This is a genomic window from Methylorubrum subtropicum (assembly GCF_038442325.1).
Classification (GTDB): domain Bacteria; phylum Pseudomonadota; class Alphaproteobacteria; order Rhizobiales; family Beijerinckiaceae; genus Methylobacterium; species Methylobacterium subtropicum.
Genome location: NZ_JBBXMW010000002.1, coordinates 356,535 through 379,102 on the forward strand (window position 1 = coordinate 356,535; position 22,568 = coordinate 379,102).

Sequence of the window (22,568 nt, forward strand, 5' to 3'; positions counted from 1 at the left end):
AGGGCGCGACGTTGCCGGACAAGGCGTCTGCAGCTACCCCGTCATCGGCCGCGTGCCTCATCTGGACAATGCGGAGCGCTGGATTGCTTCGGCTCCGCCTCGCAATGACGGTTGGAAAAGAGAATGGCCGGGCTCACGCCCGGCCATTCTCAGTCCTGAACTCTCAAAAGATCACTTCTTCATCGCGTCGGCCTTCTGGATCAGGGCTTCGGCCATGCGGATCGAGGCGATGTCGATGAGGCGGCCGTCGAGGGCGACGGCGCCGCGGCCGGCCTTGGCGGCCTCTTCCATGGCCACGAGGATGCGGCGGGCCTTGTCGACCTCCTTCTCGGAGGGCGTGAACACCTCGTTGGCGAGTTCGATCTGCGAGGGGTGGATCGCCCACTTGCCCTCGTAGCCGGCGGCGGCGCAGCGGCGGGCGGCGGAGAGGTAGCCGTCCTTGTCCGAGAAGTCGCCGAACGGGCCGTCGACCGGGCGCAGGCCGTAGGCGCGGCAGGCCACCAGCATGCGCTGCTGGGCGAACAGCCACGGGTCCTGCCAGTGGGTCTGGCGGTTGCCGGCCTCGTCCTTGTCGGTCAGCACCGAGTAATCCTCGTTGACGCCGCCGATCACGGTGGAGCGGGTGCGGCAGGAGGCGGCGTAGTCGGCCACGCCGAAGGACATCGCCTCCAGACGCTTGGAGGACTGGGCGATCGCCTCAACGTTGGCCATGCCGAGCGCGGTCTCGATCAGCACCTCGAAGCCGATCTTCTTCTCGCGCTTCTTGGCCTGCTCGATCTGGGTCGTCAGCACGTCGATGGCGTAGACGTCCTGCGGCACGCCGACCTTGGGGATCAGGATCATGTCCAAGCGCGGACAAGCTTCGACGATATCGACGACATCGCGGTACATGTAGTGGGTGTCGAGACCGTTGATGCGGATCATCATGGTCTTGTTGCCCCAATCGATGTCGTTCAGGGCCTGGATGATGTTCTTGCGGGCCTGCTCCTTGTCGTCGGGAGCCACCGCGTCCTCGAGATCGAGGAAGATCACGTCGGCCGCCGACGTGGCCGACTTCTCCATGAAGGTCGGGTTCGAGCCGGGAACCGCGAGTTCCGAGCGGTGCAGGCGGGGGGTTGCCTGCGGGATCAGGGTGAAGCTCATCGTGATTCCTCCGTTTTCTGAGACCGTCTTGCCTCGGCACCCGCGCTTGACGCGTCGTGCCGTCTATCTCGCGCGCACGGCCCGGCCGTCCAGCCGAGTCAGCGACGCTTGATCCTTCTTGTTTGCCTCAGCCCGTCGCGCCGAAGCCGACCGCGATACAGTTGATCGACAGGAGCAGGGCGGACTTCACCGCCTCGCGCTTGTCCTCGTCGGTCTCGCTGCGGAAGCGGCGCAGCAGCTCGACCTGCTCGCGGCTGACCTGATTGATCGTCGGCAGGCGCCCGTGCAGGCGCTCGCGGAATTGTGGGAAGCGCTCGGCCAGCTCCGAACCGCCGGAGACGCGCAGCACCATCTCCCGCGTCAGCGCGTATTCGCGCTCGATCATGCCGAAGATGCGCTCCCGCACGCCCTCGTCCTCGACGAGGCCGGCATAGTCGCGGGCGATCCCCAGATCGACCATCAGCAGCGTCTTCTCGACCTCGTCGAGGACCAGGCGGAAGGGCCGCGAGTGTTCGAACAGGCGCTTCAGCAGGGCTTCGCCCTGTTCGCCACGGATATCGATGAAGCTCTTGAGCCCCGAGCCGACGCCGTACCAGCCGGTGATGACGTGGCGGTTCTGCGACCACGCGAACACCCACGGGATCGCGCGCAGGTCCGAGAGCGACTTGGCGCCGAAGCGGCGGGCCGGCCGCGAGCCGATGTTGAGCAGCGCGATCTCGTCGAGCGGGCTCGCCGCCTGGAAGTAATCGACCAGCCCCTCGGCCTGGATGAAGTTGACGTAGGCCGCCCGCGCGGCACCCGAGAGCGCCTCCATGGCGTCGTCGAGTTCGGAGCGCGAGCCGTTGAGGCCGTTCTTCTCCGAATGCAGCGCGTGCTCGAACACCGAGGCCGCCAGCAGCTCCATCTGGTAGGCGGCGGTGCCGCGGTTGGCGTATTTGAACGAGACGACCTCGCCCTGCTCGGTGATGCGGAAGCGCCCGTTGATCGAGCCCGGCGGCTGGGCCGCGATGCCGCGATGGATCGGCACGCCGCCGCGGCTGACCGAGCCGCCGCGGCCGTGGAAGAAGGCGATCGGCACGCCGGCCTGCCGACCGAGATCGGTCAGCTTGGTCTGCGCCTTGTACAGCTCCCAGTTCGAGGCGACGTAGCCGCCGTCCTTGTTCGAATCCGAGTAGCCGATCATCACCTCCTGCACCCCGCCCTGCCAGCGGGTGGCGCGGCGCACCACGGGGACGTTCAGGAGGTCCTTCATGATGGCGGGCGCGGCGCGCAGGTCGTCGATGGTCTCGAACAGCGGCACGATCGGCAGGGGGCAGATCTCGGTGCCCGCAGCATCGAGGAAGACGCCCGCTTCCTTGGCCAGCAGGTAGGCGCCGAGCACGTCGACGGTGGAGCGCGTCATCGACAGGATGAAGGCGCCGAAGGCCTCCCGGTCGAGCTGCTCGCGCATCTCGGCCACCAGCGCGAAGGTCGCCAGCGTCTCACGGGCGTCATCGGGCAGCCGGTCGGCGTAGTCCTCGAACGTGTTCTCCGAGCTGCGCGGCCGGGCGAGTTCGGCGAGCAGCCACTCGCGCCAGGCGGAGGAGTCGAGGGCCGGCGGCTCGCGGTCGCCGTTGCGCAAGCCCCACAGCGCATGCAGCGTCTTGGTGGTGCGCGTGGAGTTCTCGCGCAGGTCGAGGCGCACGGTCGAGAAGCGGAAGATTTCCACCATGCGGCGCACGGGGCGCACGATGTCGACGGCGAGCGACCCGCACTTGGCGTCGGCCAGCCCCTTCTCCAGGGTGCGCAGGTCGTTGATGAGGCCGTCGGCGCTCGGGTAATCCGGCCCGACCGAGCGGGCGCCCTGGTTGCGGGCGATGGTCGCGTCGAGCTTCCTCAGCACGCAGGACAGGAACTGGCGATAGGCCTCGCCGGGGTTGCGGCTGGTGATGGCGCGGCCGTCGCCCGATTCGGCGAGCAGGCTCGCGAGTTCCGCGCGGAACGTCTCCGGCACCGGCAGCGAGCGCTCGGTGATCGACAGCACGCGGCCGAGATGGGTGATGCCGTCGCGGTAGCGCTGCAGGCTCGCCAGCGCGTTGCGCTGCAGCGTCTCGCGGGTCACGCTCGCGGTGACGTAGGGGTTGCCGTCGCGATCACCGCCGATCCAGCTGCCGAACTGGAAGAACGGCGGCACCTCGAAGGTCTCGTCCGGGTAGTACTGCGCGAGGCTCTCTTCGAGCGAGAGCAGCATCTCGGGCAGCATCTCGAACAGCGATTCGTCGAAGAAATGCAGGCCCCAGGCGACCTCGCGATCGACGGTGGGCTTCTCCAGATGCAGCTCGCCCGTCATCCAGATCAGCTCGATCTGGTCGCGCAGCTCGTTCATCAGGCCGTTGCGCTCGCGCTCAGTCCAGCGCGGCAGCTCCAGCTCGCGCAGGACGAGGTAGATGCGGCGCAGCTTCTCCAGCACGGTGACGCGCTTGCCCTCGGTGGGGTGCGCCGTCAGCGTCGGGCGGATGCGCAGGTTCTTCAACAGCGCGTGGATCTGCGGCGCGTCGATGCCCTTGGCGGAGGCCTCGGACAGCACCTTGGCGAACGAGCCGTTCAGCGCCTCGCGGCCCTGGTCGCGCTCGACATGGCGGCGGCGGCGCATGGCGGCGTTCTGCTCGGCGATGGAGACGAGCTGGAACCATATGCCCTGCACCTGAAGCGCGCGAGCCAGCATCTCGGGCGTGTAGGACGAGATGTCGGCGCGCCCGTGCAGCACGTCCTCCAGTTCGGGATCGTGGCGGCGGGCCACGTCGAGGAGCGCATGGAACAGGATGTCGAGGGCGTCCTCGGTGGCGGTGCCGGTGATGACCGGCGGCGCGAAGGTCGTGTCGCTCGCGGCTGACGGCCGGGCGTGCAGCGTCTTGGTCATGGGAATCCCCCCTGGCGAGGTTCTTTTGGGATTTCGCGGGCCGTGCCTGCGAACGAGGGGTCGCCTCCATTCAAGGAGCGTCTCTCCTCCCCCTTGCGGGGAGGAGGTAGGAGGTGGGGGTGGTGCCGGATTGAGCGCGGCGGTGCCTCCTGCAAGACCCCCACCCCTACCCCTCCCCGCAAGGGAGGGGGGAACGCGCGACTCAGGCCGCGCGGGCGAGGACGTCGGCGACGGTCTGGCCGAAGGAGCCCGGATCGGGGGCCACGGTGAGGCCGTAGGACTTCATGATCTCGGCCTTCTCGGCGGCGCTGTCGCCGGTCGCCGAGATGATCGCGCCGGCATGCCCCATGCGGCGGCCCTTCGGGGCGGTCAGGCCCGCGACGAAGCCGATGACGGGCTTCGAAAAGTTCTCCTTGATCCAGGCGGAGGCCTCGGCCTCCTGCGGGCCGCCGATCTCGCCGATCATCAGCACGGCTTCCGTCTCCGGGTCCTGCTCGAACAGGGCGAGGTGATCGAGGAAGGACGAGCCGTTGATCGGGTCGCCGCCGATGCCGACCGAGGTCGAGATGCCGATGCCGAGCGCCTTCATCTGCGCGGCGGCCTCGTAGCCGAGCGTGCCGGAGCGCGAGATGACGCCGACCTTGCCCGGCAGGTAGATGTGGCCGGGCATGATGCCGAGCATCGACTTGCCGGGCGAGATGATGCCGGCGCAGTTCGGGCCCACCACCATGGTGCGCTTGTCGCGCGGGTAGCGGCGCAGGTAGCGCTTCACCCGCATCATGTCCTGGGCCGGGATGCCGTCGGTGATCGAGCAGACGAGCTTCAGGCCGGCATCGGCCGCCTCCATGATCGCGTCCGCGGCGAACGGCGGGGCGACGAAGGTGATCGAGGTGGTGGCGCCGGTGGCCTCCACCGCGTCCTTGACGGTGTTGAACACCGGCACGCCGCAATGGGTCTTGCCGCCCTTGCCCGGCGTGACGCCGCCGACGACGTTCGAGCCGTAGGCGATCATCTCCTTGGCGTGGAAGGTGCCCTTGTCGCCCGTGATGCCCTGGACGATGATCGGGGTCTTCTCGTCGATGAGAATGCTCATGGCGTGATTCCTCCCCGTTCCGTTAGCGCTTGGCGCCGTTGCAGGCCTCGACGGCCTTGCGGGCGGCGTCCGTCAGGGTGTCGGCGGTGATGAGGTCGAGCCCGCTCTCCGCGATGATCTTCTGGCCCTCCTCCACGTTGGTTCCGGCCAGACGCACCACCAGCGGCACGTCGATCTTCACGTCTTTGGCTGCCTTCACCACGCCCTCCGCGACCCAGTCGCAGCGGTTGATGCCGGCGAAGATGTTGACGAGGATCGCCTTGACGTTGCGGTCGGACAGCACGAGCCGGAAGGCCGTCGCGACGCGGTCGGGCGAGGCGCCGCCGCCGACGTCGAGGAAGTTGGCCGGCTCACCGCCCGCGTGCTTGATCATGTCCATGGTGGCCATGGCCAGACCCGCGCCGTTGACGATGCAGCCGATCTCGCCGTCCAGCCCGATATAGCTGAGGTTGTGCTCGGCGGCCTGGGCCTCGCGCGGATCGCCCTGGGACGGGTCGTGCATGTCCGCGATGTTGCGGCGGCGGAACAGCGCGTTGTCGTCGAACGACATCTTGGCGTCGAGCGCCAGCACGCGGTCGTCCTTGGTAACGACGAGCGGGTTGATCTCCAGCATGGTGCCGTCGCAGTCGCGGAACGCCCGGTAGGCGTTCATGATCGTCTTCACCGCGGCCGAGACCTGCTTGATGTTGAGGCCGAGCTGGAACGCGATCTCGCGGGCCTGGAACTGCTGCAGGCCGACCGCGGGCTCCACGACCACTTGGATCAGGGCCTCGGGCTCCTTGGCGGCGATCTCCTCGATGTCCATGCCGCCGCGCTGGGAGGCGATGACGCGCACGCGCTCGGCCTTCCGGTCCAGCACGTAGCCGAGATACAGCTCGCGCTCGAACGGGTCGGCGGTCTCGACGTAGACGCGCTGCACCGGCTTGCCCTCGGCGCCGGTCTGGAGCGTCACGAGGCGCTTGCCGAGCAGGTCGCGGGCGGCGTCGCGGACCTCGTTGTAGGTGCGGCAGAGCTTGATCCCACCGGCCTTGCCGCGCGCGCCCGCATGGATCTGGGCCTTCACCGCCCAGAACGAGCCGCCGAGTTCGGTCGCGGCGTAGACCGCCTGATCGGGGCTGAAGGCCACGGCGCCCTTGGGTACGGCGACCCCGAAGCTCGCGAGCAGCTCTTTTGCTTGGTACTCGTGAACGTCCATCGAGACCTCCTTCGCGTTTCCTCGCGTTTCGTTGGAGCGACCTTCGCGGAAAAATTAGTTTTCGGGAAGCGGGTCTGCTCTCAATTTTTTCTTCTGATGTGGTTTAGTTTGGTTGCCCGTCAGTGATTTAGCGGGCTTTCGGAATACAAAATCAGCAGCGGCGGCTGGCGAGACCGCCCGTTGCCTGACTTTCATCTTGCGGTGCAGCATCACCGCGCTGGTTCCCCTCCCCCTTGCGGGGAGGGGTAGGGTGGGGGTGGTTCAGGATAAGGCGTTATGGTGCCTTCTGCCCGACCCCCACCTCCGGCTCCTCCCCGCAAGGGGGAGGAGAGGCCCCGTCAGTTCACCTTAGCCTTGACGACCTCGTAGACCCGCTCGTTGAGCGCGGCGGCCTCGCCCAGGATCGTCTCAAGCTCCTTGAGCCGCTCCTCGGCGAAGGCGCGGTCGTCCAGGCCCTTGGCGTTGACGTAGACGTTGAGCGCCGCCGAGCGCAGGCCGGCGAAGGCGGAGAGCACCGCGACGCCCGCATCCGAGATGACGTTGAGATTGCCCTTGTCGGCGGTGATCTCGGCGAGGTCGATGACCTCGCGGCAGGCGCGGCAGCAGGCGAGCGGCACGTCCGTCGCCGTCTTCAGCGCTTCTTGGATCTTGGCGGCACGGGCCGCCTTTTCCTCATCGGTGCCCTTGGGGAGACCGTAGGCGCCCATCACCGCGTCGAACGCCTCGACGTCGTCGGCGATCATGCCGGTCAGCGTCTTGCGCAGCGCCTCGGACTTTTCGAGAACCGCCTTCAGGTCGGCCTCGACCTCGACGTACTTCTTCTTGCCGATGGTGAGGTTGCACACCATCGACACGAGCGCCGCGCCCATGGCGCCGGAGATGGCGGCGGCGCCGCCGCCGCCGGGGGTCGGGGCCGAACTCGCCAGCCCGTCGAGGAACGTTTCGATGGTCTCGTTCGCGGCCATCAAGCCATCTCCTTGGCGAGCTTGTAGATTTCCTCGGCGTCGAACACGCCCTCGCTCGACTCGAACAGTTTTGCGATGCAGGCGCGGTGCAGCTTGAGCTTCAGGCCGCCGATGCCGAGCGCTCCGAAGGCGCGCTTGTCGCCGTATTCCTTACCCTTGTCGGTCGCCTCGATGCCGCCGATGCCGAGCGGCGGCTGGGCGTTGTAGTCGGCCACGATCTCGACCGAGGCTTCGTTCTGCCACGCCGCCTGCGGCAGCAGTTCCAGGCCGATGGCGCCGGCGGTGAAGATCAGGTGGGCGCCCTTGATGATCTCCGAGCGCGAGGCGTCGTCCGGGGTCTCGGCTGCGGTGACGTTGACCTTGAAGCGCTTGTTCACCGAGTCGGCGGCGGCCTGCGCCTTGTCGAGCTTGCGCCCGCACAGCACCACCTCGGCGCCCTCGCCCGCCAGCAGCGCGGCGGAGCGCATGCCGACCGGGCCGGTGCCGGCGAGCACCACGGCCTTCTTGCCGGCCACCGAACCGCCCGCGGCCTTGACGACGAGGGCCACGCCCGCCGCCGCAGTGGTGTTGGAGCCGTTCGAATCCAGCATGCAGGAGACGCGGAACGGTCCGAAGAAGCGCTTCTTGACCGCCTGGAACACCCGCTCGCCCGCCGCCATGTCGCCGCCGCCGACGAAGATCGCCGTCGACTGCTTCTCCTTGCCGCCGCGGGTGTAGATGGTGCCGTCGACATAGGCGCCGACGTTCTCAGGGGTGACGTTGCCGTACCCGGTGATGTGGTCGGCCCCGCCGTCGTAGCCGACGACGACATCGAACACGCTCGGCGTGGGGTCGGTGTCGAATTGGAAGAGCAGCTTCTTGGACATGATTCCTCTGAGAGTCGGTGTCCGCGTGAGACGCGGAGCGCTTCCTTGAGTGGCATCGAGGCCACCCATTCAAATCCGTCATTCCGGGGCCGCGTCAGCGGAACCCGGCATCCACCCGTGATGCGCGGCTGTTGGCTGCGTCGCGGCCAGTCGTGGATTCCGGGTTCCGCTGCGCGGCCCCGGAATGACGACGGGGGTGGTCGGCGTTACGCTTCGACGACGTTCTGCGGCTTGCCCGCGACGTAGGCCTCGACGTTGTCCACGAGCTGGTCGGCGAGGATCTGCATCGCCTCCTTGCTCGCCCAGGCCACGTGCGGGGTGATGATCAGGTTCGGCAGGTCGGCGTCGCACAGGATGTTGCCGTCCTTCGGCGGCTCCTGGGCCACCACGTCGAAGCCGGCGCCGCCGATGGTGCCGTCCTTGAGCGCCTGCAACAGCGCCGCCTCGTCCACCAGCCCGCCGCGGGCGGTGTTGATGAGGATCGCCGACTTCTTCATCTTCTTGAGCTGTTCCGCCCCGATCATGTTGCGGGTGTCGGGGGTCAGCGGCACGTGCAGGGTGATGACGTCCGACTGGGTCAGGATCGTCTCGAGATCGACGAGCCCATCCTGCGGGAACACGTCGAAGGCCAGCACCTTCATGCCCAGCGCCTCGGCGCGCTTGCCGATCGACTTGCCGAGCGCCCCGTAGCCGATGATGCCGAGCGTCGAGCCGGCGATGTCGTAGATCGGATAATCGAAGTAGCAGAACTGCTTCGACTTGTTCCAGTCGCCGCGGCGCACGGAGTTGGCGTAGGGCACGATGGCGCGGCGCAGCGCGAACATCAGGCCGATCACGTGCTCGGGCACGGTGTTGAAGGCGTAGTTGCGGATGTTGACGACGGTGATGCCTTGGGCCTTCGCCGCGGCCTTGTCGACAACGTCCGTGCCGGTGGCGGCCACCGCGATCAGCTTCAGGTCGGGAAGCTGTTTCAGCGTGTCGGCGCGCATCGGCACCTTGTTGATCAGGGCGATCTCGGCGCCCTGGAGGCGCTCGACGATCTCCTCCGGCGTCCAGGTCGACTCGTATTCCTTGTACTCGTGCGGGAAGTTGAATTCGCGAACCGTCGCATCGAGCGACTCGCGGTCAAGGAACACGACTTTCTTCGTCATTCTGGACCCCTTCCGGCCGACCGGCGCTGGCGTCCGCCGGCCTGCTGTTTCCTCACCTGTTTTCTTAAGTAGTGGAAGCGGCGCCGTTGGAACCGGCGCCGCTTCTCAAATCAGGCCGAAATTCAGCTCTTGGCGAGCGGGTTCTCGCGCAGGTAGCTGGAGGCCGCCGCGACGCCCGAGCCGGGGGTCACGTTCACGCCGTTGTCGATGAGCGACATCTCGGCACCCGCGATGGCGCCGAGCAGCGACAACTCGTTCAGGTCACCGACGTGGCCGATGCGGAACACCTTGCCGGCGACCTGGGACAGGCCGGCACCGAGCGCGAGGTTGTAGCGCTCGTAGGCGTGCTTGATGATCTTGGCACCGTCCACGCCCTCCGGCACGAGGATGGCCGTGACGGTGTCCGAGTTCCACTTCGGCTCCTTGGCGCAGGTCTTGAGACCCCACGCCGCGACGGCCTGGCGGGTCGCCTCGCCGAGCACGTGATGGCGGTGGTAGACGTTCTCCAGGCCTTCCTCGAACAGGCAGGCGAGCGCCTCGCGCAGGCCGTAGAGCAGCGGCACCGACGGGGTGTAGGGGAAGTACCCGGCCGGGTTCTGCTTCATCATGTCCTGCCAGTCGAAGTAGACATGGGCGAGACGGTCGTTGTGGCCGCGAAGCGCCTCGGAGGCCTTGAGCGCCTTCGGGCTGATGCAGATCACGCCGAGGCCGGCCGGCAGCATCAGGCCCTTCTGCGAGCCGGCGATGGCGCAATCGACCTTCCACTCGTCCATCTTGAACGGCAGCGAGGCGATCGAGGACACGCCGTCGACGAACAGCAGGGCCGGGTGGCCGGCGGCGTCGATCGCCTTGCGCACGGCGCCGATGTCCGAGGTGACGCCGGTGGCGGTCTCGTTGTGGACCACCATCACGGCCTTGATCTCGTGATTGCGGTCCTCGCGCAGGGCCTGCTCGATCTTGTCCGGATCGGCGCCGGTGCCCCACTCCTCCTCCTGCACGATCACGTCCAGGCCGATGCGCTGGGCCATGTCGATCCACAGGTGGCTGAACTGGCCGAACCGCGCGGCCAGCACCTTGTTGGTGCGCGCCAGCGTGTTGGTCAGGGCCGATTCCCAGATGCCGGTGCCGGAGGCCGGGAACAGGATGATGGTGCCGTCGGTCGAGCCGAACACCTTCTTGGTGTCCTCGAACAGCGGCTTCGTCAGGTTCGGGAAATCGACCGAGCGGTGGTCCTCGGACGGCACGAGCATCGCGCGCTGGACACGGTCCGGGATGTTGGTCGGGCCGGGAACGAACAGGTGGTTGCGTCCCGGACGTCTCGTTGCCGCCATGAATGTCTCCTCCGCTTGAAACCTGCGAGCCGGCCTTCAGTGGCCGCGTGCCCGCTTAGATTCGGATGGCGGGCGAACGCCCGCCGCGAAACGTCGTCGGCCCCGCGGCGCGCGGGATGCGTCCGCCGCAAGCGACCGTCACTCTGCGATGTCGGATCGTCGACCGGCCCGGAGCGGCGAAGCGGCTGTGATCCCGCCCGCGTCGCGGCGCGTGCAGACACGCCGGTCGCCTCCGAAAGAACCGAACCCTCGATGCGTCAGCCTCGCGGCGCATTCAAGCGCGCTCCCGCTGATAGTCGTCGGCGTCCCCATCCCGTCCGCGGTGACCCTTACGCCTCTGCCGGGCGTGTCCCGCGCGAGCCTCGACGGCCCGCGCGCGGCAGATCACCTTGGCCGCCGTTATGCGCCCCCCGGCCGAAGATGCAAAACCGAAAAAACTGAACTGAAAAACAAAAAGATTTTCGTATGCACGGCAGTCAGGTGCACCGCACGCAGGCCGCCGGGCCGGTCTTGCTGCGGTGCGGCCAAACGGCACGATCCTGCACGCCTGCGTTCGCCGCCGTCATCAAACTGAGATCGGATTGGGTTTTGGCTCTGGCCGTTCGCGAGGCCGGAGGCGCTGGTGTCACAGGATCCGGAGACCACCATCCGCGTTCGGACGCTGTTCCTGTCCGATCTGCATCTCGGCACGAAGGGCTGCCAGGCGGCCCTGCTGCTCGACTTCCTGCGCGACGTCGATGCCGACACGATCTACCTCGTCGGCGACATCGTCGACGGCTGGCAGCTGCGCTCGGGCTGGTACTGGCCTCAAGGCCACAACGACGTGGTGCAGAAGATGCTGCGCAAGGTGCGCAAGGGCGCCCACGTCGTCTACGTGCCGGGCAACCACGACGAGTTCCTGCGCGACTATATCGGCATGACCTTCGGCGGGGTGGAGATCGCCGAGAGCCGCATCCACGAGGCGGCGGACGGGAAGCGCTACCTCGTCATCCACGGCGACCAGTTCGACATGGTGGTGCGCCATTCGAAGTGGCTCGCGCATCTGGGCGACTGGGCCTACACCTCGGCGCTCGCCGTCAACACCGTGGTCAACCGCGTCCGGCGGCGGCTCGGCCTGCCCTACTGGTCGCTCTCGGCCTGGGCCAAGCTGAAGGTGAAGAACGCGGTCAACTTCATCGGCCAGTTCGAGACCTTCCTGTCGGCGGAAGCCAAGCGCCAGGGCGCCGACGGCGTGATCTGCGGCCACATCCACCACGCCGCCCACCGCCAGATCGACGGCCTGACCTACCTCAACACCGGCGACTGGGTGGAATCCTGCACCGGCATCGTCGAGCATTACGACGGCCGGATGGAGGTGCTGCACTACCCCACCCTGCTGCGCCAGCGCGGCGCGGCGGAGGCCTACGAGCCGGCCGCCCTCCCCCGCGCCGTCGCCTGACGATGCGCCTGCTCATCGCCACCGACGCGTGGCACCCGCAGGTCAACGGCGTGGTGCGCTCGATCGAGCGCATGACCGAGGCCGGCAGCGCGCTCGGCGTCGAGACGGTGCTGCTGACGCCCGCCGACTTCGCGAGCGTGCCGATGCCGGGCTATTCCGAGATCCGGCTCTCGCTCGTCACGGCGGGGCGCGTGCTCGCCCGCTGGGACCGGCTGGCGCCGACGCATGTCCACATCGCCACCGAAGGGCCGATCGGCCACGCCGTGCGCGGCGCCTGCCTGCGGCGGGGGCAGGCCTTCACCACGAGCTACCACACCCGCTTCCCCGAATACCTCGCCGCCCGCGCCCCCGTGCCCGAGGCCTGGAGCTACGCGTGGCTGCGCCGCTTCCATGCGGCGGGCAGCGGCACCATGGTGAGCACGCCCTCGCTGGAGCGGGAATTGTCCGCCCGCGGCTTTGCCGGGCTGATGCGCTGGACCCGCGGCGTTGATACCGAGCTGTTCCGCCCCCGCGACGGGGATGCGTTTCCGGGGCTACCCCGGCCGATCTTCCTCTCGGTCGGGCGGCTCGCGGTCGAGAAGAATCTTTCCGCCTTCCTCAGCCTCGATCTGCCGGGCACGAAGGTGGTGGTCGGCGGCGGGCCGGACCGGGCGCGCCTCCAGGCGATGGCGCCCGACGCCCGCTTCCTCGGCGCGCTCACCGGCGAGGCGCTGGCGCGGGCCTATGCCGGGGCCGACGCGTTCGTGTTTCCGAGCCTTACCGACACCTTCGGCATCGTGCTGCTGGAAGCGCTCGCCTGCGGCGTGCCGGTGGCGGCTTACCCCGTGACCGGCCCCCTCGACGTGATCGGCGAGACCGGCGCGGGCGCCCTCGACCGCGATCTGCGCGCGGCGACCCTCGCGGCGCTCACCGTGCCGCGGGCGCGCTGCCGGGCCGAGGCCCTGCGCTACACCTGGGCCGAGAGCGCGCGCCAGTTCTACGAGAACATCGCGCTCGCCCACGCGCTCGGGCCGATGCGGGCGATCCCGCGCCGCCTCCGGGCCGGTGCGGCGGGCGACGGGGCCAAGCACTTCGCCTGAGCACTTCGCCTGAGCGTTTTTCGGCTCGTTGCGGGATGACCGGGGCCGGCGGGGATGCCAAAACCGGCGCCCTTCTCCGCCCCGGCCCGCCCATGCGTCCCTTCGATCCCGCGCTCGCCGCCACCTACCCGGCCGTGATCGGCTGCGACGAGGTCGGGCGCGGTGCGCTGTGCGGACCGGTGATGGTGGCCGCCGTCTGGTTCGATCCCCTCGCCTTCCCGCCCGAGTTGCTGGCCCGCCTCGACGACAGCAAGCGCCTCGACCGTGCGACCCGCGAGGCGCTGACGCCGCTGATCCGGGCGCATGCCCACGTGGCCCTGGCCGGGGGCTCGCGGGCGCTGGTGGACCGGATCAACGTGCGCGCCGCCACCCTCGACGCCATGCGCCGGGCGGTGCGGCGCTTGAGGGACGACGGCCCGGTGCTGGTCGATGGGCGCGACCCGATCCCCGGCCTCGACCAGCCCTGCCGCGCGGTGGTCGGCGGCGACCGCCTCGTCCCGCAGATCGCCGCCGCCTCCATCGTCGCCAAGACCGTTCGGGATGCACTGATGCGCAAGCTGGCCCTGCGCCACCCCGCCTACGCCTGGGAGCGCAACGCCGGCTACGGCACCGCGGCGCATCTCGCCGGGCTGTCGGCGCAGGGGCGCAGCCCGCATCATCGGGTGAGTTTTACCGGGCGGTTCGGGGCGGGCGCGCCACCCCGCCCCCTCCCACCCTCCCCCTCATCCTGAGGTGCCGCGCAGCGGCCTCGAAGGAGGGCTCCAGCGAAGCGCGCGATCCCTGGAGCCCTCCTTCGAGGCTCCGCTGCGCGGAGCACCTCAGGATGAGGGGGTTGGGTGGGAGAGGCCGGCGGGCTCAGAACAACGCCAGTTGCTCCCCCGCCCGCGGCGGCGGGCGAAACAACTCCGTCGTCTGCCGCAGGGGCTCGTCGGAAAAACCCAGCCGGCGCTTGGCCAGGGCGAAGCGGCGGCGGATCAGGTCGGCGTAGGGGCCCTTGCCGATCATGCGGGTGCCGAAGGCGGCGTCGTAGGCCTTGCCGCCGCGGGCGCCGCTCAGCAGCGAGAAGATGTGGGCGCGCCGGCCCGGATAATGCTCGGAGAGCCAGTCGCCGACGAGGTCGTCGAGTTCGTGCGGCAGGCGCAGCAGCACGTAGTTCGCCTCGCGGGCGCCCGCCGCCCGCACGCGCTCCAAGATCGCCTCGATCTCGTGGTCGTTGAGCGAGGGGATGATCGGCGCGACGATCCCCATCACCGGCACGCCCACGGAGGCCAGCCCCTCGATGGCCTCCAGGCGCTTGCGCGGATGCGGGGCGCGGGGTTCCATCCGCCGGGCGAGCACCGGGTCGAGGGTGGTGACCGAGATCGCGACCTTCACCAAATTCTGCGCTGCCATCTCCGCCAAAAGATCGCGGTCGCGCAGGATCAGGTTCGACTTGGTGACGATGCCGACCGGATGGCGGAAGCGCGCGAGCACCTCCAGCACCGCGCGGGTGAGGCGGTGTTCGCGCTCGATCGGCTGGTAGGGGTCGGTGGCGGTGCCGAGCGCGATGGTGCGCGGCCGGTAGCCCGGCGCCGAGAGTTCGCGTTCCAGCAGCGCCGCCGCGTCGGGTTTGGCGAACAGCTTGGTCTCGAAATCGAGCCCCGGCGAGAGCCCGGCATATCCGTGGTTGGGCCGGGCGAAGCAGTAGATGCAGCCGTGCTCGCAGCCGCGATAAGGGTTGATCGAGCGGTCGAACGAGATGTCGGGGGAATCGTTGCGGGTGATGATGGTGCGGGCGCGCTCGACCGTCACCTCCGTGCGCCGGACCGCGACCTCGTCCGGATGCCAGCCGTCGTCCAAGACCTCGCGCCGGGTCGCCTCGAAGCGCCCCTCCGGGTTGGCCGTCGCCCCGCGCCCGCGCCGACCTTCCGCGGCCACGCGGTTGCCCGCGAGCCGGCCCGCCGCTTCCCCCATCGATTTCGGTCCCTTGCCATGCCGCCAAGGAACATATCATGAACAATGACGTGGCCGCTGCACAAGATTGATGCATCCCCGGAAAGGCGTAGCTGTCGCGTCCGGGGCCGTCATGCAATAGACCGCGCACAACCTTTTCCCGCTCGGTCCAGGATTCTTGGCCCGCCGATGATCTCCGGCCTGATCCACGTGGCACGCCCCGCCGACACGGCGATCGAGGGCTTGGCCGACACGCTGAGCGCGCTCGTCGCGGGCGTGGCGGCGGGGCTCGTGGGCGATGCCGTGATCGTCACCGCGGCGGCGAGCGAGGCGTTGGAGACCATCGCCGAGGGCAGCGGGGCGACGCTCGTGGTGCGCCCGGTCGGCACGAATCCGTGGATCGCGGGTGCGAAGGTCGCCCGGCGGGACTGGCTGCTCTGCTTGGAGCCGGGCGACATTCCGTCGGAGGGCTGGATCCGCAGTCTCGACCGCTTCGTCGGCACCGCCCGGCCCGACACGGCGCTCGGCCGGATGCGCCGCCCCCATGCCGGCCTGCCCGGCCGCCTCGCGGCCCGCGGCGAGAGCGTGATCGGCGTCACCCGCCCGCGGGCCGGCGACGTGGTGCGGCGCGAGCGCCTGCTGGCGGGGCTGCCCTTCGCCCCCCGCCTCAAGGTGCGGCTGCTGACCGCGCGGCTGGAGCGGGCATAGCGCTTACCGCTCGAACCGCGCCTGCAGACCGTGCCCGTGGACTTTGGCCGAGAGCACGATCCTGGCGCCCGGCGGCAGCGGCGCCTTGAGGTCGCCGACGAAGCGGTTCGGCGCGGCGCCCTTCAGCGCCACGGTCTCGGTTTTGCCGCCGGCCTGGATGTAGGCCTTGCCCGAAAGCCCGGCGGTGGCGAGCGGCTGACCGCCCTCCTCGGTGACGAAGAAGGTCAGGCCCGTATCGGTGACGACGAGTTCGACCGGATGGTCGTCGGCCATGACGACCTGACCGCCGTTGGGGCCGGCGGCAAGCGCCGGCCCGGTGAGGATCAGCGCGAGGGTGAGCGCGGTGACGATGCGCATGGAGAAAATCCTTTCGCTTGTCAGAAGGGTCAGAACGCGCCCGCAGGGGCGCCCTCGGGATGGTCGGTGGCCGGGCGATGGGCCTGCTCGCGCAGGCGCTCCAGCGGCGCACGGCCGAAGGTGAGGAACAGGAGCGGCGTCAGCACCGTGTCGAGCAGCGTCGCGCTGATCAGGCCGCCGAAGATCGTCACCGCGACCGGATGCAGGATCTCCTTGCCCGGCGCGTCGGCGCCGATCAGCAGCGGCACCAGGGCGACGCCCGCCGCGAGCGCCGTCATCAGCACGGGGGCGAGCCGCTCCAGGCTGCCGCGGATGACGAGGTCGGGGCCGAAGGGCAGTCCCTCGTGAATCGCCAGATTGAGGATGTGGCTGACCTTGAGGATGCCGTTGCGGGTGGCGATGCCGGTGAGGGTGATGAAGCCGATCATGGAGGCGACCGAGAGCGGCTGTCCGGCGATCCAGAGCGCCGCCACCGAGCCGATCAGCGCCAGCGGGATGCTGCCCAAGATGATCAGCGTGAAGGTCACCGAGCGGTAGCGGCTGTAGAGCAGGGCGAAGACGAGGCCGAGCGAGAGCAGCGAGAGCAGGCCGATGGTCCGGCTCGCCTCTTCCTGCGCCTGGAACGCGCCCTCCAGGCGGGTGCCGTAGCCGTTCGGCAGCGCCGTCGCGGCGATTTCCTTCTGGATCGCGCTGACGATCACGCCCATGTCGGCGCCGCCCACCGTGTTGGCCTGGACGACGATGCGGCGGCGGGCATTCTCGCGAAGGATCTGGTTCGGCCCGTCGGTCTCGCGGATGTCGGCGATCTGGCGCGCCGGCACCCAGCCGGAGGGGGTCTCGACCAGGAGGTCGCCGAGGCGCTGGGTGGTGCGCATGCTGTCGGGCAGGCGCATCACCACGTCGAAGCGGCGGGTGCCGTCCACCACGCGCGAGACGACCTGACCGTTCGAGAGCCGGCTCAATTGTTCGATGAGCGCGGCGGGCTGCACGCCGTAGAGGGCGGCGCGGGCGTAGTCCACGCGGATTTCGAGCTGCGGGATCAGCACCTGCTTCTCGACCTGAAGGTCGGCGAGGCCGGGGATCTTTTCCAGGCGACGCCGCAGGTCCTCGGCAAGGCTGCGCAGGGTATCGAGGTCGTCGCCGAAGATTTTGAGGGCGATCTCGGCGCGCACGCCCGAGAGCATGTGTTCCAGCCGGTGCGAGATCGGCTGGCCGACATTGACCGAGACCGGCAGCACCGCGAGGCGGTCGCGGATGTCGGCGATCAGTTCGGGTTTGCGCCGGGCGCCCGGCTTCAGGTCGATTTCGAGGTCGGAGGAGTGGACCCCTTCCGCGTGCTCGTCGAGTTCGGCCCGGCCGGTGCGGCGGCCGATCGACTTCACGTCCGGCATGTCGAGGAGCAGGCGTTCGGCCACACCGCCGATCCGGTCGCTCTCGGCGAGCGAGATGCCGGGGTTGAACGCCATGGTGACGGTGAACGAGCCCTCGTTGAACGGCGGCAGGAAGGCCCGCGGCAGGAACGCCGCGGCGATCCCCGCCGACGCCACCGCGAGGGCGGCGAGCAGCATCATCGGGCGGGCACGGCCGATGAGCCCCCGCAGCACGGCGGCGTTGAGGCGCTTGAGGACGCGGATCAGGCCACTCTCGTGCTCTTCCAGCCGCTTGAGGCCGGGGAGCAGATAATAGGCGAGCACCGGCGTCAGGGTGATCGAGACCAGCAGGCTCGCCAGAATCGAGACGATGTAGGCTTGGCCCAAGGGCGCGAACAGCCGCCCCTCAATGCCCGACAGGGCAAACAGCGGCACGAACACCAGCACGATCACCATCGTGGCGTAGACGATGCCGGAGCGCACCTCGTTCGAGGCCTCGACCACGACCGCGAAGACGCTCTTCGGGTTGCCGGCCCGCCGGTTCTCACCGAGCCGGCGAAAGATGTTCTCGACGTCCACCACCGCGTCGTCGACGAGTTCGCCGATGGCGATGGCGAGCCCGCCGAGCGTCATCGTGTTGATCGACAGCCCGGCGAGATGGAAGACGATTCCCGTCGCCAGGATCGAGACGGGAATCGCCGCGAGCGAGATCGCGGTGGTGCGGACGTTGAGCAGGAAGGCGAACAGCACCACGGCGACGACGACGACGGCCTCGATCAACACCGTCTCGACATTGCCGATCGAGGTCTCGATGAAGTTGGCTTGGCGAAAAATCAGCCGGTCGGCGCGCACGCCCTTGAAGGCGCAAGCCTCGCTCGAAGCCTCGGCGGCGGCGGTGCCGCAGGCGTTGAGGCTCGCGGTGATGTCGGCCAATGCCGCCTCGACCTCGCGGGTGAGGCGGACCGTATCGACGCCGGGCTGCTTCTCGACCGAGATCACGACGGCGGGCGCGCCCATATAGCCGGCGTCGCCCCGCTTCACCTTCGCCGCGAACGACACCTCCGCGACTTGGCGCAGGGAGATCGGCCGGCCGCCCACGGTCGCGACCACCATGTTGCGCAGATCGTCGAGGTTCATGGTCCGGCCGAGGTTCCGGATCAGGTATTCGCGGGCGTACTGGTCGGTGAAGCCGCCGCCGGTGTTGGTGCCGAACTGCGCCAGCGCCGCCTCCAGCTGGGCGTAGGTGACGCCGAGCGCGCGGAGCGCCGTCGGCTGGGGCGCGACGCGGAACTGGCGCACCTCACCGCCCATCGGGATCACCTGGGCGACGCCGGGGATCGAGAGCAGGCGCGGGCGGATGGTGAAGTCGGCCAGTTCCCGCAGCTGCATCGGCGAGACCGAGCCGCCGCTGAGCGCGGCCATCACGATCTGCCCCATGATCGAGGAGATCGGCCCCATCATCGGCGTGACGGTGGGGGGCAGGTGCGGGCGCACCATGGCGAGGCGTTCGGCCACCTGCTGGCGGTTGCGGTAGATGTCGGTGCCCCAATCGAACTCGACGTAGACCACGGAGAGGCCGACGCCCGAGACCGAGCGGACCCGCGACACGCCGGGCAGGCCGTTCATCTGCGTCTCGAGGGGGTAGGTGACGATCTGCTCGACCTCCTGGGGCGCGAGCCCTTCCGATTCTGTCATGATCGTCACGGTCGGCCGGTTGAGGTCGGGGAAGACATCGACGGGGAGCCGCGTCACCGTGAAGGCGCCGTAGACGACGAGCACCGCGGCGAGCGCCAGCACGAGGACGCGGTTGCGAAGCGACTGCGAGACGAGAAGCGTGAACATGGCCGATGCTCCTCAGCGGACCTGATTGAGGAGTTCGGCGCCCTGCGTGACGATGCGCTTGCCCGCGCCCACACCCGACACCACCAGCACGCGGCCGGCGTCCAACGGCTCGACCCTGACTTCCCGCGGCTCGAACCGCTCGGGCGCGGTGTGCTCGTAGACGAGGCTTTGGCCGTTGCCGCCGCGGACCACGCTGGTGCGGGGCAAAGCGAGGCCGGTCTGCTGGGCGTCGAGGGCGGCGAGCACGGTGACGAACTGACCGGTGCGCAGCTCCGGCGGGGCGTCTTGAATCGAGAAATGCATCGGCACCGCCTGACTGCGGTCGGCGAGCCCCGCGCCCATGAAGGCGAGGCGCAAGGTGCGGCCGTCGGCGAGCCGCGCGGTGGCGTCCTGGCCGGTGGCGAGCGCGTCGAAGCTCAGGGCCTCGACCCAGAGGCTCGCCGGGTCGACGATCTGGAACACCTGCACGCCGGGGCTCGCCATCTGACCCGCCACCGCGCTCGCCTCGGCGATCACGCCATCGACCGGCGCGGTCAGCGCCTCCGGGTGCTGGCGGATGGCGTCGAGGGCGGCGCGGCGGTCGGCCAGCCCTTTCAGCTCGGCCAGCGCGTCGTCGAGCTGGACCTGCGAGACCGCGCCGCCCGGCGCGAGCTTGCGGTAGCGCTCCACCCGGCGCTCGATGATGGCGATCTGCTGATCGAGTTCGCCCTGGCGCTGGCGCATGTCGGACACGTCCACCGCCTGGACCGGGGGCGTGACGGTGGCGAGCACCTCACCCTTCCTCACCCGCGTGCCGAGCCGCGGGAAGCGGCCGGAGTCCGGCGGCGCCAAGCGGCCGCCGACCGAGGACTGGACCACGCCGCTGGCGCTCGGATCGGGGATGATCCGCCCCGGCAGCTCGACGGTGCGGCTCAAGGTGTCCGAGGCGGTGACCACGGTGCGGACCGCGAGCACGCGCTGGGTCGGTTTGGGCACGAAGATCGCCCCGTCCGGCAGACGGCGGGCGAGGTCCTGGCCGCTCGGAGCGGCGAGCGGCGTGCCGTCGTCGTGGCCCTCATGGGCGAAGGCGCGCGGCGCGAAGGCCAGCGCCAGCACGAAGACGACCAGGGCGGCCACCGGCGCCCGGCGGCGCCCGCGCATCAGCAGGGTGACGACGACGCCGAGCAGAAAACCCGCGCCGCCGACCGCGAAGGGCAGCGGGTCGGCCTCCTCGATATGGCGGCGGAAGTCGTGGGCGACCGCGAGGCTCTGGGCCCAGGCATCCTCGGAAGCGGACGGCGGAGGCGGCTCGGGGATCGTGAGGGCGACCGGGAAGAGGTCGGTGGTGCCGCCCTGCGTGACCGTAAATAGCACCTCGTATTCGCCGGCATGGGTGCTCCAATGGGCGGGCAGGCCATAGCTGCCGTCCGGCATCGCCTCGGCCTGCGCCGTCCCTTCCGGGGTCTCGGCGGTGATGGCGGCGTCGGTGACGGGCTCGTTGGTGCCGGCCCGGTCGAGATAGAGGCTGAGGCGCCCGTTGCGGGCGACCGCCACGAGTTCGAGGTTCTGGCTGCTCGACGCGCCGCGCGGGGCGCTGACGGCCGCCGTGGCGGGGGGCTCAGAACCGTGGTCGTGGCCCTCATGGGCGGCGGCGGGAGCAGCCCAGAGGGCGAGCGCCAGCACGGCCGCGCGCAGGGCCGGAACGCGTGAAACGGGCATGGGGAATCGATCCTTCGCGAGCGGGGACGCGCGACGGCCTCGTTCAGACCGCCGCGTCGGGGCGCGCGCAGAAAAGGCGCGCCGGTCTCAGGCGAAGGATCGGGGCGGTTCGGGGAGCGCTTCGGAGACGACGCTGGCGAAGGAGGCATCGCGCGGGCGGCGGAAGGCGGCTTCCGCGTTCCAGCGCAGCGCCACGGTCACGTCGGCCACGCCGACGAAGGGGATGTGGAACGGGCAATGCAGCCCGCAGCATTGGCCGGAATGACCGTCGCTTGCCGGCTCTGATGCGTCGGCGACCGGGCCATGGGCCTCGGCGCAGTCGATCCCGGACGGGTCGGCATGAGCGTGATGGACATGCGCGTGATGCACATGCTCCGCCCCCCCGTGGGCGCGGGCATGCGCCGGGGCGGCGATCGACAGCGCGAGCAGCGCCACGATCTGGAGGATCACGGCGAGCATCGGCCGGAAGGGGCGTCGAGCACGCATCACGCCCCTTCCCTAGCACGACCGGGGCGCCGCGGGAACGCTACGTCCTTCGCTCAGTCCTTCTTGGCCGGCTTGATCTTGAGCTGGTCGATCGCCCAGAGCCAACGCCCATCGGGCTGGCGGCGGGCCGCCTCGACCGAGAACGAGCCGTTCGGCAGGCGGGCGAAGGTGAGGCCGAGATCGCCGTTCGTCAGCGCCGGCAGGGTCTCGGGCTCGGGGAAGTCGGACTTGCGGGCCAGAAGATCGGTGTAGAAGCGCCGGATCTCGTCGTGGCCGGTGGCCACCACCTCGCCCGCCGCCAGCACGGCGCCCGGCTCGTAGAGCGCCACCAGCCCCTCGATGTCGCCGGCATTGGCCCGCGCGTGGAACAGCCGGGCGAGATCGCCCGGTTCTTTCGCCGTCTCGCTCATCCTGAAAAAATCCTCCTTCATGAGCCGCTCGAATCGGCGGCTATCGCAAACGCGTGCCGGCCCCGTCCTGCACCGAGACCGAGACCGGAATTCCCGCCTTGACGCTCTCGGAGACGGTGCAGAACCGCTCGAACTGCTCCAGCACCCGGTCGATCCGGTCCATGGAGGCGGCCTCGGCGCCGAGGGCGATGGCCACGTCGATGCCCTCCAGGCGCAGGCGCCCCTCGGCGTTGCGGCCGAGCCGCCCGCTCGCCTGGGCGCTGACGCCGCCGCCCTCCTGATGGAACTTGCCGAGCGCGAAGACGAAGCTCGCGCACAGGCAATTGCTCACCGCCGCGATCAGCACCTGTTCGGGCGAGGGACCCACGCCGGCGCCGATCGGCACCGGCTCATCGGTCAGCAGGGTCTCGAAGGCGGGGCCGAACTCGACCCGGAAGGCGAAGCGCTCGACTTGCCGGATGCTGATGCTGGGTCCGTCCGACATGGCCGCTCCTCCCGTCGCCGGTCTCAACCCGGCAAGCCGGCCCTTGTTGCCGACACCGTCGCTTGACCCGCTTTCCGTATTTGGTATACCAGATGCCAACGCGACGCCACCGGAGAGAGCC

19 protein-coding genes are annotated in these 22,568 nt (G+C 69.5%); 4 read left to right on the forward strand and 15 right to left on the reverse strand.

Features of this window, described 5'->3' with window-relative positions; translation table 11 throughout:
- Positions 1-171: 171 nt before the first annotated feature.
- From AAHG03_RS04585 to AAHG03_RS04620, 8 genes are all read right to left on the reverse strand, one after another.
- Complete coding sequence (locus tag AAHG03_RS04585) at positions 172-1,143, reverse strand: HpcH/HpaI aldolase/citrate lyase family protein (RefSeq protein WP_183568461.1); 972 nt, start codon at positions 1,141-1,143, stop codon at positions 172-174.
- Between the two features lie 127 nt (positions 1,144-1,270).
- Positions 1,271-4,042, reverse strand: a complete 2,772-nt coding sequence (locus AAHG03_RS04590) for a phosphoenolpyruvate carboxylase (protein WP_342149084.1) — start codon at positions 4,040-4,042, stop codon at positions 1,271-1,273.
- Between the two features lie 202 nt (positions 4,043-4,244).
- Positions 4,245-5,135 (reverse strand): succinate--CoA ligase subunit alpha, encoded by an 891-nt coding sequence (gene sucD / locus AAHG03_RS04595; RefSeq protein ID WP_342149085.1) that lies wholly within the window; start codon positions 5,133-5,135, stop codon positions 4,245-4,247.
- A gap of 22 nt (positions 5,136-5,157) precedes the next feature.
- A complete protein-coding gene (locus AAHG03_RS04600; protein WP_342149086.1) occupies positions 5,158-6,330 on the reverse strand; it encodes a malate--CoA ligase subunit beta in 1,173 nt (390 codons plus the stop codon).
- 338 nt (positions 6,331-6,668) lie between these two features.
- A complete protein-coding gene (gene fchA / locus AAHG03_RS04605) occupies positions 6,669-7,295 on the reverse strand; it encodes a methenyltetrahydrofolate cyclohydrolase (protein ID WP_342149088.1) in 627 nt (208 codons plus the stop codon).
- Complete coding sequence (locus AAHG03_RS04610) at positions 7,295-8,161, reverse strand: NADP-dependent methylenetetrahydromethanopterin/methylenetetrahydrofolate dehydrogenase (RefSeq protein ID WP_342149089.1); 867 nt, start codon at positions 8,159-8,161, stop codon at positions 7,295-7,297. The genes fchA and AAHG03_RS04610 overlap by 1 nt, the downstream gene beginning before the upstream one ends.
- Before the next feature lie 206 nt (positions 8,162-8,367).
- On the reverse strand, positions 8,368-9,312 hold the full coding sequence (locus AAHG03_RS04615; protein ID WP_342149090.1) for a D-2-hydroxyacid dehydrogenase: 945 nt from the start codon (positions 9,310-9,312) through the stop codon (positions 8,368-8,370).
- A gap of 122 nt (positions 9,313-9,434) precedes the next feature.
- Positions 9,435-10,643, reverse strand: a complete 1,209-nt coding sequence (locus AAHG03_RS04620; protein WP_342149091.1) for an aminotransferase class V-fold PLP-dependent enzyme — start codon at positions 10,641-10,643, stop codon at positions 9,435-9,437.
- A 622-nt stretch (positions 10,644-11,265) separates the two neighbouring features.
- On the opposite strand from AAHG03_RS04620, the gene AAHG03_RS04625 reads away from it, so the two are divergent.
- From AAHG03_RS04625 to AAHG03_RS04635, 3 genes are all read left to right on the forward strand, one after another.
- Positions 11,266-12,081 (forward strand): UDP-2,3-diacylglucosamine diphosphatase, encoded by an 816-nt coding sequence (locus tag AAHG03_RS04625; RefSeq protein WP_342149092.1) that lies wholly within the window; start codon positions 11,266-11,268, stop codon positions 12,079-12,081.
- A gap of 2 nt (positions 12,082-12,083) precedes the next feature.
- Positions 12,084-13,160, forward strand: coding sequence for a glycosyltransferase family 4 protein (locus AAHG03_RS04630; protein ID WP_342149093.1), 1,077 nt, complete (start codon positions 12,084-12,086; stop codon positions 13,158-13,160).
- 92 nt (positions 13,161-13,252) lie between these two features.
- On the forward strand, positions 13,253-13,891 hold the full coding sequence (locus tag AAHG03_RS04635) for a ribonuclease HII (RefSeq protein WP_342149094.1): 639 nt from the start codon (positions 13,253-13,255) through the stop codon (positions 13,889-13,891).
- 124 nt (positions 13,892-14,015) lie between these two features.
- Here AAHG03_RS04635 and AAHG03_RS04640 read toward each other — a convergent pair whose 3' ends face one another.
- Positions 14,016-15,113 carry a PA0069 family radical SAM protein gene (locus AAHG03_RS04640; RefSeq protein WP_342149095.1) on the reverse strand — a complete coding sequence of 366 codons (1,098 nt, stop codon included), beginning with the start codon at positions 15,111-15,113 and terminating at the stop codon, positions 14,016-14,018.
- Between the two features lie 168 nt (positions 15,114-15,281).
- Between AAHG03_RS04640 and AAHG03_RS04645 the strand changes: the two genes are divergently transcribed.
- On the forward strand, positions 15,282-15,800 hold the full coding sequence (locus AAHG03_RS04645; RefSeq protein WP_342149096.1) for a hypothetical protein: 519 nt from the start codon (positions 15,282-15,284) through the stop codon (positions 15,798-15,800).
- A gap of 3 nt (positions 15,801-15,803) precedes the next feature.
- On the opposite strand, the gene AAHG03_RS04650 is transcribed toward AAHG03_RS04645, so the two are convergent.
- The 6 genes from AAHG03_RS04650 to AAHG03_RS04675 all read right to left on the reverse strand — a co-directional run bounded on the left by AAHG03_RS04650 (position 15,804) and on the right by AAHG03_RS04675 (position 22,447).
- Positions 15,804-16,157: a hypothetical protein gene (locus AAHG03_RS04650; RefSeq protein WP_342149097.1), complete on the reverse strand. Its 354-nt coding sequence runs from the start codon at positions 16,155-16,157 to the stop codon at positions 15,804-15,806.
- Positions 16,158-16,186: 29 nt separating this feature from the next.
- On the reverse strand, positions 16,187-19,369 hold the full coding sequence (locus AAHG03_RS04655) for an efflux RND transporter permease subunit (protein WP_342149098.1): 3,183 nt from the start codon (positions 19,367-19,369) through the stop codon (positions 16,187-16,189).
- Between the two features lie 12 nt (positions 19,370-19,381).
- Positions 19,382-21,067 carry an efflux RND transporter periplasmic adaptor subunit gene (locus AAHG03_RS04660; RefSeq protein ID WP_342149099.1) on the reverse strand — a complete coding sequence of 562 codons (1,686 nt, stop codon included), beginning with the start codon at positions 21,065-21,067 and terminating at the stop codon, positions 19,382-19,384.
- A gap of 87 nt (positions 21,068-21,154) precedes the next feature.
- Positions 21,155-21,553: a hypothetical protein gene (locus tag AAHG03_RS04665; RefSeq protein WP_342149100.1), complete on the reverse strand. Its 399-nt coding sequence runs from the start codon at positions 21,551-21,553 to the stop codon at positions 21,155-21,157.
- Positions 21,554-21,606: 53 nt separating this feature from the next.
- Entirely contained in the window at positions 21,607-21,963 is a 357-nt protein-coding gene (locus AAHG03_RS04670; protein ID WP_342149101.1) for a YybH family protein, read from the reverse strand.
- A 40-nt stretch (positions 21,964-22,003) separates the two neighbouring features.
- Entirely contained in the window at positions 22,004-22,447 is a 444-nt protein-coding gene (locus tag AAHG03_RS04675) for an OsmC family protein (RefSeq protein WP_342149103.1), read from the reverse strand.
- Positions 22,448-22,568 lie beyond the last annotated feature (121 nt).

Excerpts from the sequence above, each read along its gene's own strand:
- AAHG03_RS04585 (WP_183568461.1), bottom strand. The coding sequence starts at position 1,143 with ATGAGCTTCACCCTGATCCCGCAGGCAACCCCCCGCCTGCACCGCTCG.
- AAHG03_RS04590 (WP_342149084.1), bottom strand. The coding sequence starts at position 4,042 with ATGACCAAGACGCTGCACGCCCGGCCGTCAGCCGCGAGCGACACGACC.
- sucD (WP_342149085.1), bottom strand. The coding sequence starts at position 5,135 with ATGAGCATTCTCATCGACGAGAAGACCCCGATCATCGTCCAGGGCATC.
- AAHG03_RS04600 (WP_342149086.1), bottom strand. The coding sequence starts at position 6,330 with ATGGACGTTCACGAGTACCAAGCAAAAGAGCTGCTCGCGAGCTTCGGG.
- fchA (WP_342149088.1), bottom strand. The coding sequence starts at position 7,295 with ATGGCCGCGAACGAGACCATCGAAACGTTCCTCGACGGGCTGGCGAGT.
- AAHG03_RS04610 (WP_342149089.1), bottom strand. The coding sequence starts at position 8,161 with ATGTCCAAGAAGCTGCTCTTCCAATTCGACACCGACCCCACGCCGAGC.
- AAHG03_RS04615 (WP_342149090.1), bottom strand. The coding sequence starts at position 9,312 with ATGACGAAGAAAGTCGTGTTCCTTGACCGCGAGTCGCTCGATGCGACG.
- AAHG03_RS04620 (WP_342149091.1), bottom strand. The coding sequence starts at position 10,643 with ATGGCGGCAACGAGACGTCCGGGACGCAACCACCTGTTCGTTCCCGGC.
- AAHG03_RS04630 (WP_342149093.1), top strand. The coding sequence starts at position 12,084 with ATGCGCCTGCTCATCGCCACCGACGCGTGGCACCCGCAGGTCAACGGC.
- AAHG03_RS04635 (WP_342149094.1), top strand. The coding sequence starts at position 13,253 with ATGCGTCCCTTCGATCCCGCGCTCGCCGCCACCTACCCGGCCGTGATC.
- AAHG03_RS04640 (WP_342149095.1), bottom strand. The coding sequence starts at position 15,113 with ATGGGGGAAGCGGCGGGCCGGCTCGCGGGCAACCGCGTGGCCGCGGAA.
- AAHG03_RS04645 (WP_342149096.1), top strand. The coding sequence starts at position 15,282 with ATGATCTCCGGCCTGATCCACGTGGCACGCCCCGCCGACACGGCGATC.
- AAHG03_RS04650 (WP_342149097.1), bottom strand. The coding sequence starts at position 16,157 with ATGCGCATCGTCACCGCGCTCACCCTCGCGCTGATCCTCACCGGGCCG.
- AAHG03_RS04655 (WP_342149098.1), bottom strand. The coding sequence starts at position 19,369 with ATGTTCACGCTTCTCGTCTCGCAGTCGCTTCGCAACCGCGTCCTCGTG.
- AAHG03_RS04660 (WP_342149099.1), bottom strand. The coding sequence starts at position 21,067 with ATGCCCGTTTCACGCGTTCCGGCCCTGCGCGCGGCCGTGCTGGCGCTC.
- AAHG03_RS04665 (WP_342149100.1), bottom strand. The coding sequence starts at position 21,553 with ATGCGTGCTCGACGCCCCTTCCGGCCGATGCTCGCCGTGATCCTCCAG.
- AAHG03_RS04670 (WP_342149101.1), bottom strand. The coding sequence starts at position 21,963 with ATGAGCGAGACGGCGAAAGAACCGGGCGATCTCGCCCGGCTGTTCCAC.
- AAHG03_RS04675 (WP_342149103.1), bottom strand. The coding sequence starts at position 22,447 with ATGTCGGACGGACCCAGCATCAGCATCCGGCAAGTCGAGCGCTTCGCC.